We start from the raw sequence: 11,750 nt of genomic DNA, 5'->3' as shown, positions 1-11,750 counted from the left end.
CAAGCGGGCTGATTTTTTATAATTAAGCAGAAATACAGAGCCTGTTAAAATGCAGATCAAACTCAAGATATTTATGAACAAATGCAGTTTTATCCGTGGTGCGTAACAAATTATTGTAGATAAACTCTGGAACGGGATGATAAAGCTCACCTGAGCCATTGCTATAGAAAATTTTTAAATAGCGTGAAGAAACATCATATTTCCAAGAGGTTACAACAACAGATTTTTCCATATAACTACTCCTACTTTTGTTTGATCTTTTAATACATATACAAAACTCTTTTGTTTCATAATTCGACAGTACTCTAAGTTAAGCAGGCTGACAATTCATAAATGAATGTTGCTATAAATTTATAAGTATAAGAATTGTAAAAAATTAGCTATGAAATTTTGGTAGATAATAAGACTTAGATTTATAAAAATAATCAATAAAAAAACCACCCTAAAAAGGGTGGTTTTTAGACGTATTGGTCTAATCTAAAAAATTAGATTTTACCAACTAAGTCGATAGATGGAGCAAGAGTAGCTTCGCCTTCTTTCCATTTAGCTGGGCAAACTTCACCTGGGTGAGCGTGTACGTATTGAGCAGCTTTTACTTTACGAAGAAGTTCAGACGCGTCACGGCCGATACCACCAGCGTTAAGTTCAACGATTTGGATTTTACCTTCTGGATCGATAACGAAAGTACCACGGTCAGCTAAACCTTCAGATTCGATAAGAACGTCGAAGTTTTTAGAAAGAGTCCAAGTTGGGTCACCAACTAATGGGTATTGGATTTTTTTGATTTCTTCAGAAGTGTCGTGCCAAGCTTTGTGAGTGAAGTGTGTATCAGTAGATACAGCGTAAATTTCAACACCAAGTTTTTGGAATTCAGCGTAGTTGTCAGCTAAGTCACCAAGTTCAGTTGGACAAACGAAAGTGAAGTCAGCTGGGTAGAAGAATACAACAGACCATTTACCTTTAAGGTTAGTTTCGTTAACTTCAACAAATTGGCCGTTGTGGTAAGCAGTTGCTTGGAAAGGTTTAACTTCAGTATTAATCAAGCTCATCATTGTCTCCATGATTGAGGTTTATATTTAAACTTGTTTACGAGATGTAGAATAAATAAAAATTCTTTATTGGGGAAATAGTATTTTTACATGACTAAAATCGGAAAATTGAATAAGTGATAAATTTACGATTTTTAAGTCCCCAAACACTGTATTCGATTTGACTGCAAAAACATGTAAATCAAATGACAGTTATCGTAAAAGAAACTTGCATAACAACATGAAGTCTAGCGAGACAAAATTCAAGGGTAAAATTTTAAAAAATTAAAAATATATAAAAAACCAACTGTTTTACCTGAAGAGCATTACAGCGTAAAATAGCGGATTGTTGAATTTTCAGGAAAATTTATCTGTGCTGAATGGTTTAAATATAGATCAATGGGTGATGGCGAGAGATCGTTACCGTTTAAATCGTTTGCGTAAAGATAAAAAAGCCGATACTTCAGAGATTGAAAAATTATTTGAACAGTCTAATGCAAAAGTTAGACAGCGTTTTGAACGTCTACCTAAAATTAAACTGAATCAGGATTTACCTGTTTCTCAATATGCAGACCGTTTAATTGAAGCGATTCAAAAGCATCAAGTTATTATTGTGGCAGGTGAGACAGGCTCAGGTAAAACTACTCAGCTTCCTCAAATTGCCATGTTAGCGGGACGTGGTTTAACGGGCATGATTGGTCATACCCAGCCACGTCGTTTAGCTGCACGTAGTGTTTCTCAGCGTATTGCAGAAGAAGTCGGCGAAAAGCTCGGCGAATCGATTGGTTTTAAAATCCGCTTTAATGAACAAGGCTCGCAAGATTCGATTGTACGGTTAATGACCGACGGTATTTTGCTTGCTGAGTTAGGTAATGACCGTTTTTTATCTAAATATGACACGATCATTATTGATGAAGCGCATGAACGCTCACTCAATATCGATTTTATTATGGGTTATTTAAAGCAGTTACTGCCAAAGCGCCCAGATCTAAAAGTGATTGTGACTTCGGCAACTTTAGACGTAAATCGTTTTAGTAACTACTTTAATAATGCACCAGTTTTTGAAGTAGAAGGTCGTAGCTACCCAGTTGAAGTACGTTATCGCCCAATTTCAGAGATGAATATTGGGGGTAGTGATGATGACGAGTTCGATGATTTTGAAGAAAACCTTCCTCGCGCAGTGGTACAAGCTGTAGAAGAATGTTTTGCCGATGCCGAAGAAAAAGGCCATCCTGAACATGCCGATATTCTGATTTTCTCAAGCACAGAACAAGAAATTCGTGAGTTGCAGGAAACCTTACAAAAGTACGGGCCAAGACACACCGAAATTTTACCCTTGTATGCACGCTTAGCTGTTTCTGAACAACAAAAGATTTTTAGTCCGGGTGGAAAAGGTCGTCGTATTATTATTGCCACGAACGTGGCCGAAACTGCACTGACGGTTCCAAATATTCGTTATGTAATCGACAGTGGTTTTGCACGTATATCGCGTTATAACTACCGTTCACGCGTACAACGTTTACCAATTGAAGCAATTTCGCAGGCTGCGGCCAATCAGCGTAAAGGGCGTTGTGGTCGTATTGCTCCGGGTGTGTGTATTCGTTTATATAGCGAAGAAGACTTCTTAAGCCGCCCTGAATTTACCGAACCTGAAATTAAACGAACCAACTTGGCTTCGGTTATTTTGCAAATGCAAAGCTTAGGGTTAGGTGAGCTAGAAAACTTCGATTTTATTGAGCCACCAGATTTCCGCCTTGTAAATGACGGTCGAAAACTACTCATCGAGTTAGGAGCACTTAACGAGAAGAAAAATGAGCTGACTAAAGTCGGGCAAATGATGGCACGTATGCCAATTGACCCACGACTCGCGCGCATGATTGTGGGCGGTGCTCATTTCGGGGTACTTAAAGAAATTTTAGTGGTTGTCAGTGCGCTTGCAGTGCAAGACCCACGTGAGCGCCCTGCCGACAAACAAATGCAGGCTGACCAAAAGCATGCACTATTCAAAGAAGCAGATTCAGATTTTCTGTTTTATTTAAAACTTTGGGAGACTTTAAATCCTAAAGGTGAAGCAGGCATGTCTGAAAATAAACGTCGCCAGTTTGCCAAGCAGCACTTCTTAAGCTGGTTACGTTTACGCGAATGGAAACAGACACATAAACAATTGGTTGAGTTAGCTGAAGGTTTAAAACTGAGTTTTAATGAAAAACCTGCGAACTATGAAAACCTGCACCGTGCGTTGCTGACAGGTTTATTGTCTTTTATTGCCAATAAAACTGATGAACGTAATATCTTTATGGCAGTGCGTCAGCAAAAGGCGAAAGTCTTTCCTGCCAGTACTTTGCACAAAACCAATACTGCTTGGGTGATGGCTTTTGAGATGGTGGAAACCTCTCAGGTTTATTTACGTACTTTAGCCAAAATTGATCCTGAATGGATTTTGCTTGCTGCACGTGACTTATTGAAATATCACTATTTTGAGCCGCATTGGTCTAAGAAAGCTGGGATTGTAAATGCGTATGCTCAAATTTCGCTGTTTGGTTTAATTATTGAACCAAAGCGCTTAATTAATTTTGAGAAAGTTGACCAGCCTGCTGCTCATGAAATTTTCTTACGTGATGCATTAACCACAGGTAACTTAGGTACAGTTCCGCCATTTTTAAAACACAATTTACTTAAACTTGAAGAAGTTGAACGCGTTGAAGATAAATTGCGTCGTCGTGATTTGGTGGTGGATGAAGAAACGATTTATCAGTTCTATGCCTCTAAAATTCCTGAAGAAATTGCAAGTCGAAGTAGTTTTGAAGACTGGCGTGCAACGGTTGAAGCAAAAAATCCACGTTATTTATTTGTAGAAGATGATGCACTTTGGCTCAATGACCGTCCAACAACACAGCAATTCCCAGATCATTTGCATAATGGGCAGCTACGTTTAGCAACGACTTATCGTTTTGACCCAAGCCATGATGAAGATGGTGCAACGGTTCAAATTCCGGTCCAAGCTCTTCCTCAAGTTGATGAAAATATCTGGTCTTGGGGTATTCCGGGTTGGCGTTTAGATTTAATCGAAGCACTACTAAAAGCTTTACCAAAAGACAAACGTCGTAGTGTAGTGCCTATTCCTGACACAGCTCGTAAACTCATGCAGGGTATCGATGCTGTACATTTGCGTCAGCATATTTTTAGTTATTTAGCTTTTGCTTTACGTGGTGAGCAAATTACTGAAAAAGATTTTTCGTTTGAACGTATTGATCCATATTTGGTGCCTTTTATTAAGGTCATTGATGAAAAAGGTAAATTAATTGCCAAAGGACGTGATTTACCTGAGTTAAAAGCACGCTGTCGTGTTGAAACGCATCGTCCAGTGAAACAGCAAAAAGGCGAATTTAAAACTTTCCCTGAAAACTTTACCTTTGAAGCTTCGCAAAAGGTGACAGGTGTTGTTGTTAAACAATATCAAGCTTTGGTACCGACCAAAACTTTTGCCGATATTGAAGTGAAAGATGAGTCTGGTGTGGTTATACAGACTTTTAATGATCAGGCTGAAGCTATTAAGCAGCATCGTGAAGGGATTATTCGTCTAGTACATATGCAACTGGGTGACTTGGTTCGTCAGTTGAAAAAGCAGATTTCAAAACCACTTGCGCTTGCTTATTCGCCTTTAGGCGATAAAGCTAAGCTTGAGCAGATGCTGGTCTATGCTACGTTGCAGATGGCAATTACAACTTTGCCAATTAATGCTGATGAATTTAATAAGCTGCTAGATCAGGTCAAAAAGCAATTTTTGAGTTATGGTCAGCAAGCACTTGAGCAATTAAGTGATATTTACATTCAATGGCAGCAAATTCGCCGTCAGCTTTTAGTGCTTGATGCAGGGGTGTTTGGACGTAGTATTGATGATATTGAAGATCAGTTAGATCTCATGTCACTTGGCAATTTTGTTTACTGCCAACCAGTAGATCTTTGGCAAGAATATCCGCGTTATTTAAAAGCGCTGCTATTGCGTTTAGATCGATTGCCAAATAATCTACAGCGAGATCATGCCGCTATTGATGATGTCGATCCATGGATGGACAAGGTATTTAAATTCAAAAACGATCCAAGAATCAAAGAATTGTATTTGATGTTGGAAGAATTTCGCATTTCTTTATTTTCTCAACCGATGAAAACCAAGATGCCTATTTCGCCAACTCGACTGCAAAAGTTATGGGATCGTTTGGGAATCAGTTAAGATAGATCGGGGTTTGTTTATGCGTTTGTTTAGCCTACAACGCAATTTATAAATGAAAGATTAACAGACCCTATTCATTTTTTTAGGAGTTTTACATGGGCATTCGTATCACAGGTACTGGGTTATTTCACCCAACAGAAATCATTTCTAATGAAGAACTGGCCGACAGTTTAAATGCTTATGTGGAACAATATAACCAAGAGAATGCAGAGAAAATTGCAGCAGGTGAACTCGAAGAATTACGTGGTTCTAGTGCTGAATTTATTGAAAAAGCGTCTGGTATTAAGCGCCGTTACGTGATTGAGAAATCAGGTATTCTCGATCCAACACGTTTACGTCCTCGTTTGTCTGAACGTTCAAATGATGAACTTTCACTTCAAGCAGAGTGGGGTGTGATCGCTGCAAAGCAGGCAATGGAAAATGCAGGCGTAACTGCTGAAGATATCGATGTTGTAATTTTGGCATGTTCAAACATGCAGCGTGCTTATCCAGCTGTAGCGATTGAAATTCAGTCAGCACTTGGCATTCAAGGTTATGCCTATGACATGAACGTTGCATGTTCAGCTGCGACTTTTGGTTTGAAACAAGCGGCTGATGCAATTCGTTCAGGTGCTCGCCGTGTTTTATTAGTGAACGTTGAGATTACTTCTGGTCACCTAGACTACCGTAACCGTGATTGTCACTTCATTTTTGGTGATGTTGCAACGGCTTCTATTATTGAAGAAACGACTACTAAGACTGGTTTTGAAATTTTAGATATTCATTTATTTACTCAATTTTCAAACAACATTCGCAATAACTTTGGTTTCTTAAACCGTAGCGAAGATGCAGTGGTTGACGACAAGTTATTCCGTCAAGATGGCCGCAAAGTATTTAAAGATGTTTGTCCGTTAGTGGCAAAAATCATTAATGCGCAGTTGGAAAAAATGCAGTTAACTGCAAACGATATTAAGCGTTTCTGGTTACATCAAGCCAATGCCAATATGAATGAACTAATCTTGAAATATGTGGCTGGTAAAGATGCAGATTTAAGCCGCGCCCCAATTATTCTGGATGAGTTTGCGAATACTTCTTCAGCAGGTGTGATTATTGCTTTACACCGTACAGGCCACGAAGTGAATGATGGTGAATATGGCGTGATTTCATCTTTCGGTGCTGGTTATTCAGTAGGTTCGATTGTTGTTCAAAAGCACGTTGCTTAATTAAGTTACTAGATTAATTAAAAACGCTCGTAAGAGCGTTTTTTTTAGGTCGAAAATAATGAAGCGAGCCAAAAGTGGCCCGCTTCATTTGAATCAAAAATAATTAAAACTTTTTGGTATAGTTTACAAACAAGCGGTCTTCACCAAAGTCATTGCCGTGTTTAACGTTGTAATCAATCCGAATGTATTGCAGGGCAAGACCTTTTAAGAAAGGTTGTTGAAATGCATAGTTTAGAATGACATTTGACTCAGTTTCATGATTTTTCTCACCATTGGTTGCTCTAAAATCATTTCCGTAAACATATTTCACCATCGCGTTTAAGCCCGGAACGTAATCTTTAAAGTCATAGCCGTACATAACGTGGTAAGACTTTTCTTCTTTTTTAAAGAATCCCGTGGCATTCCAGTTAATGAAATAGGTCTCTGGTAAAAAGCCATCCGGTAAGGGATAGGCTGACTCGCCAATGATTTGCTGGTAACCCAAACCAAAGGTATGATTTTTTACTTTAAGTGTTTCTAGTACTCCAATGTTTTGCGCATCAATATCAAAAGTATTGCCGTCATTTTTTGCATTGAAGTACTTAAACTTAGAAGTAAGCGCAAAGTTAGGTTGTTTCCAATTATGCTCAAGTCCAACATAGTGTTTGTTGTAGAGGTCTTCTAAATTACCAAAGTAATATTCACCCTTGAATGACGGCGTAAATTGATAGCGCAGGTCAATGTAATTTAAACCATCAGATTCTTTAGTCATTCCATTTGCCGTGAACGAAAACTTTTTAAAGTCTTCTTCATTGCGTGGTGAAACTTTTTCCACTCGGCCAATTTCGGCATAGAGCTGATCTGAAAGTTGCGACTTAAGATTGGTTCCCCAATAAGAGGCAAGTAATTGTCGGCTGGCATCGACAGCCGTTACAGGTAAATCTAGCCAAAGTTCACCGACACTTAAAAGGGTTTTGTCATAACCGAGTTTTAAAGTTGCGCCGTATTTTAAGAAGTCCGATGCTTGTGACTGAGTTTCTTTATTAAAAGGCAAAACTGTGTCTGCAACATGTTTATCTGAACTTAAGCGCACGGCGTATTGAACAGAAGCATCGGCCCCAATCGTAATCGGTTTGTCTGCAATTTGCAGTGGAGTGTCATGCATTTTCGACTTATAAAATAATGATGCTGCCTGAGACCAACTGCCAGTATCTTTTAAGGCATCATTATCAAAATTACGGTTGATATAGGCGTTTTTTAAAGTGAACTTCCATTCATCTTCACTTTGTTGAGCTGTATCTGCTGCCCATAAACTTGAGCTAGTCAATAAACCTAATAATGTAGCTATTGCTAAATTACATGGTCTAAAACGGTGTAATAATTCCATAATCCATTTCCAAAAAGATGCGCCAGTCCTCGACGCATGTATTTTTACTGCTGGGTAAGCGTGTTTTGAGAGTTAAAAGTTGATGGCGTTTGTGCAGCAACAGAGGCTTTGAGATTCACCATAAATATTGCAAGTGCAGCAATCACACCTGGAATTGCAATCGCTAAGAAATTCATTTGGTGTGGAAGCTCAAGAGTGAGTAGGGCTCCAGTTAAAACTGGTCCGATAATCGCACCAATACGGCCAATTCCAGATGCCCAGCCCATGCCTGTTGAACGAAGTGCCGTTGGATAGAACTGTGCAACGAAGGTATAGAGTAAGATTTGCGAACCAATTGTGGCAGCACCAGCAATCGCAATCAGGCTATATAAAATAATTTGTGGACTATTAATACCAAGCAGAATTAAAGCTGCTGATCCCACAATAAACATGATCGTAATAACAGGTTTTAAATGGAATCTGTCTGCTAAAGCACCGCCACCAATTGCACCGACCATGCCACCAATATTAAGTGCAAACAGGAATAACATGCTCGCACCTAATGAGTAGCCCGCTTGCAGCATGAGTTTAGGTAACCAGCTTCCTAAGGCATACACCATGAGTAAACACATAAAGAAAGCAATCCAGAACATAAATGTGCTGAAGGTACGGCCTTGTTGGAAAAGCGCACGGACAGGTGCATCTGTGATTGTGCTTTCGTTTAACACCAGTTGTGTATTGGCGTTTACCTGCGTTTGAGGCGCAATTTTACAAACAATACTTTTTGCCTGCTCGCTATGGTTTGATTTCACTAAAAAGGTGAGAGACTCTGGCAAAAATTTCCAAATCAGTGGGAGTAGTAAAAGAGGAATACCTGCAATTAAAAACATGATTTGCCAGCCCATGTCTTTCACGAGCCATGCACCGAGTAGAGCAGATGTCATACCCCCAATTGCATAGCCACTAAACATGATTGCCACTAATGTACTGCGGATTTTTTTTGGTACGTATTCGGTCATAAGCGCAACGACGTTTGGCATAACGCCACCAATACCAAGACCTGCAATAAAGCGCAAAATAGCAAACTCAGTTGGTCCTTTGGCAAAGGCACCGATAAAGGTAAATCCGCTAAATAAGGTGACACAAATCAGGATGGTTTTTTTACGTCCCAGTTTGTCTGAAAGAGTGCCGAAAATCATGGCACCAAACATCATGCCGAATAGAGCAGCACTGGCGAGTAAACCAGCTTCTACCGCAGTTAATGACCATTGTTGCATTAACAGAGGAAGAGCAACCCCGTAAATAACTAAATCATATCCATCAAAAATAATAATAAGTAAGCACCAGATTAAAACTTTCCAATGAAAAGATGTAAAACTGGCCTTATCAATTAACTCATTAATATTAACCTTGCTCATATCCATTTCTTCACCTCCAATTTGTGAAGTATCGCGTTATTTTTTAATAAACTATTTTGTTATTGGATTAGAGTCAAAAACCTAATTGATATATCTTTATGTGTTTAAGGTATTGTGCTTTTATTGATTTAATTAATTAAAAAATATGTATTTATTTTTATTGTTTTAGCTGTCTTGGTTGTGTCTCTAAAAATAGGGCTAAATATTGTATGATGAGAATTTTAAGGATTTTATAGATGTTTTTTTATATATTTTATTGATGAAAATCACAGCTAAAAATATCGTTAAATTTATATTGTGAGTTGAAGTGAAAATATAAAAATAAAATACTAAAGTCTATTATTTAATTATTTTAGAAATTGATCTTAAAAATGAAATTTAATTTATATTCAATAAAAAATGCCAAATCAGAATTAGCAAATTATTTGCATCCTAATTTGGCGATTGAGGTTTTATTTTAGTGGCGGGTGCTTAGATAAAAAACTTAATTTGTGACTGGCGTTGAGCGTGGTGTGAGAATGAAATGGGCGATTACACCAATACAAATACCCCAAAAAACTGAGCTTAATCCAAGAAAATGCATGCCCGATGCTGTGGCTAAAAAGGTAATAAGTGCAGCATCACGTTGACTGTCATTTTTCATGGCAACAGAAATATTGGTGGCAATCGCTCCAAGCAAGGCTAAACCTGCCAGTGCTGCAACTAATTCTTTAGGAAGTAAGCTAAATAGCATGACAATACTGCCAGCAAATAGGCCTCCTAAAATATAAAAAATTCCGTTGGCGATTCCTGCGATGTAACGTTTTTCTTTAAGTTCATGTGCATCTTTTCCCATACATAAAGCTGCGGTAATTGAGGCAAGTACAATTGTAATACCGCCGACACATGCAACAGCTAAAGAGGCAATACTGGTGACAGTAATAATGGGTTTGGCTGGGGTATCGTAACCGCTGAGTTTCATAATCGCCATACCTGGTAAAAATTGGCCGGTTAGGCTGACTAAAATGAGAGGAACAGCGAGGTTCAGTGTTGAGTTCCATGTCCATTCTGGGCTAATCCACTGTGGAATAGCTAAACTAAAACTCACATCAACCGGATTCATCTTGCCTAAAATGAGGCTTAATAAAACTCCAGCAGCTAACACCCAAATCATGGTGTAGCGCGGCATTAAACGTTTGGCAATTAAAAAGACAATAAGCATGCTAAATACAATAAAAGGCATGCTATCAGACGCGGTAAACAGACCAATACCAAATTGAAAAAGAATACCTGCCATCATGCCCGCAGCAACATCTTGCGGAATCCACTTCAGTAACTTGTCGAAGTAACCTGTAACGCCAATTAACAAAATAACGATAGCGGAAGTAATATAGGCGGCTACTGCTTCATTCAACGAGACGTTTGGAAATAGAGTAACTAACAGGGCAGTACCTGGTGCAGACCACGCGGTGATGACAGGCGTTTTATATTTAATTGAAAGATAAATACCTGAAACGGCGGCACCAATTGAAATTCCCCAAATCCATGACACCATCATGTCGGTGGACACATGGGCGCGCTGAGCAGCTTGGAAAAAAATAATCAGTGGGCCTGAGTAAGAAATTAAAACCGCAAGAAAGCCAGCAACTGTTGCTGATATGGACCAGTCATTTTTTAATGTCTTGAACAGGGTTGCCATGTGTGATTGCCTCCATGCAAATCATATTATTTACCCAATCATGCAAAAAGATCAGGGTTAACCCTGATCTCCACCTCCGACCGAAATAACCGATCCGGTCATATAGGATGCATCGTCTGATGCAAGAAATAAAATTGCATTGACTTGTTCTTGAATTGTGCCATAACGACCCATAAATGTTCGATCTATTGTTTGATCAACTACTTGCTGCATCCAGTCTTTTTCATTTTGACTTAACGGATTGGCATTGCGCGGTACTTTACGAGGTGGCGCTTCGGTTCCACCCGTCGCCACGGCATTGACTCGAATCCCATCTTTCGCATGTTCAAAAGCAAGCGATGCTGTTAGAGCATTTACACCACCTTTAGATGCAGAGTAGGGAATACGGTTAATACCACGGGTTGCAATTGAAGAGACATTTACAATAACACCCGCTTGTTGCTTAATCATGGCGGGTAGCACAGCGCGGCAGCACCATAACGTTGGAAACAATGAGCGATTCACTTCCTTAATGATTTCTTCTTCGGAAAACTCTTCAAAAGGTTTCATCCAGATCGCGCCGCCTACGTTATTAATCAGGATATCTACCCGACCATAATGTTCAATGGCTTTTGCAATAACCGCTTGTGCACCTGCATAGGTTTCAAGGTCGGCATTAATCGTGACAGCATCGCCACCTGCACGCTGAATTTCTTTGAGAACGTCTTCAACATATTCAGAGCGGTCCGCCATGACGACTTGTCCACCTTCAGCTGCAACTTGTAGTGCCACGCCACGGCCAATGCCTTGAGCACTACCCGTAACAATCACGACCTTATCGATAAATCTTTGACAGTTTGACATAGATA

General features: G+C 39.3%; 8 protein-coding genes. 2 read left to right on the top strand and 6 right to left on the bottom strand.

Annotation, left to right across the window (positions count from 1 at the left end):
- Positions 1-22 precede the first annotated feature (22 nt).
- The gene (locus ACLCEG_RS04885; RefSeq protein WP_004702739.1) at positions 23-232 is read right to left on the bottom strand and encodes a KTSC domain-containing protein; all 210 of its coding nucleotides are present in this window, start codon (positions 230-232) and stop codon (positions 23-25) included.
- A 253-nt stretch (positions 233-485) separates the two neighbouring features.
- Positions 486-1,049, bottom strand: coding sequence for an alkyl hydroperoxide reductase subunit C (ahpC, locus tag ACLCEG_RS04880; protein WP_003652649.1), 564 nt, complete (start codon positions 1,047-1,049; stop codon positions 486-488).
- A 352-nt stretch (positions 1,050-1,401) separates the two neighbouring features.
- On the opposite strand from ahpC, the gene hrpA reads away from it, so the two are divergent.
- Both hrpA and ACLCEG_RS04870 read left to right on the top strand, forming a co-directional pair.
- Positions 1,402-5,259: an ATP-dependent RNA helicase HrpA gene (gene hrpA, locus ACLCEG_RS04875; protein ID WP_410566289.1), complete on the top strand. Its 3,858-nt coding sequence runs from the start codon at positions 1,402-1,404 to the stop codon at positions 5,257-5,259.
- A 95-nt stretch (positions 5,260-5,354) separates the two neighbouring features.
- Positions 5,355-6,461, top strand: coding sequence for a beta-ketoacyl-ACP synthase III (locus ACLCEG_RS04870; RefSeq protein ID WP_039250692.1), 1,107 nt, complete (start codon positions 5,355-5,357; stop codon positions 6,459-6,461).
- 103 nt (positions 6,462-6,564) lie between these two features.
- Here ACLCEG_RS04870 and ACLCEG_RS04865 read toward each other — a convergent pair whose 3' ends face one another.
- The 4 genes from ACLCEG_RS04865 to ACLCEG_RS04850 form a co-directional block, all read right to left on the bottom strand.
- Positions 6,565-7,827, bottom strand: a complete 1,263-nt coding sequence (locus ACLCEG_RS04865) for an OprD family outer membrane porin (RefSeq protein ID WP_410566286.1) — start codon at positions 7,825-7,827, stop codon at positions 6,565-6,567.
- Positions 7,828-7,871: 44 nt separating this feature from the next.
- Positions 7,872-9,230 carry an aromatic acid/H+ symport family MFS transporter gene (locus tag ACLCEG_RS04860; RefSeq protein ID WP_410566283.1) on the bottom strand — a complete coding sequence of 453 codons (1,359 nt, stop codon included), beginning with the start codon at positions 9,228-9,230 and terminating at the stop codon, positions 7,872-7,874.
- A 478-nt stretch (positions 9,231-9,708) separates the two neighbouring features.
- A complete protein-coding gene (benE, locus tag ACLCEG_RS04855) occupies positions 9,709-10,902 on the bottom strand; it encodes a benzoate/H(+) symporter BenE (RefSeq protein WP_410566280.1) in 1,194 nt (397 codons plus the stop codon).
- 57 nt (positions 10,903-10,959) lie between these two features.
- The gene (locus ACLCEG_RS04850) at positions 10,960-11,745 is read right to left on the bottom strand and encodes a 1,6-dihydroxycyclohexa-2,4-diene-1-carboxylate dehydrogenase (protein WP_410566277.1); all 786 of its coding nucleotides are present in this window, start codon (positions 11,743-11,745) and stop codon (positions 10,960-10,962) included.
- Positions 11,746-11,750 lie beyond the last annotated feature (5 nt).

The sequence above is a fragment of the Acinetobacter sp. H1(2024) genome, assembly GCF_046557555.1.
Classification (GTDB): domain Bacteria; phylum Pseudomonadota; class Gammaproteobacteria; order Pseudomonadales; family Moraxellaceae; genus Acinetobacter; species Acinetobacter seifertii.
This window is presented reverse-complemented; position numbering and strand designations above follow the sequence as displayed.

Coding starts and splice junctions, on each gene's coding strand:
- ACLCEG_RS04885 (WP_004702739.1), bottom strand. CDS start 232: ATGGAAAAATCTGTTGTTGTAACCTCTTGGAAATATGATGTTTCTTCA.
- ahpC (WP_003652649.1), bottom strand. CDS start 1,049: ATGAGCTTGATTAATACTGAAGTTAAACCTTTCCAAGCAACTGCTTAC.
- ACLCEG_RS04870 (WP_039250692.1), top strand. CDS start 5,355: ATGGGCATTCGTATCACAGGTACTGGGTTATTTCACCCAACAGAAATC.
- ACLCEG_RS04865 (WP_410566286.1), bottom strand. CDS start 7,827: ATGGAATTATTACACCGTTTTAGACCATGTAATTTAGCAATAGCTACA.
- ACLCEG_RS04860 (WP_410566283.1), bottom strand. CDS start 9,230: ATGGATATGAGCAAGGTTAATATTAATGAGTTAATTGATAAGGCCAGT.
- benE (WP_410566280.1), bottom strand. CDS start 10,902: ATGGCAACCCTGTTCAAGACATTAAAAAATGACTGGTCCATATCAGCA.
- ACLCEG_RS04850 (WP_410566277.1), bottom strand. CDS start 11,745: ATGTCAAACTGTCAAAGATTTATCGATAAGGTCGTGATTGTTACGGGT.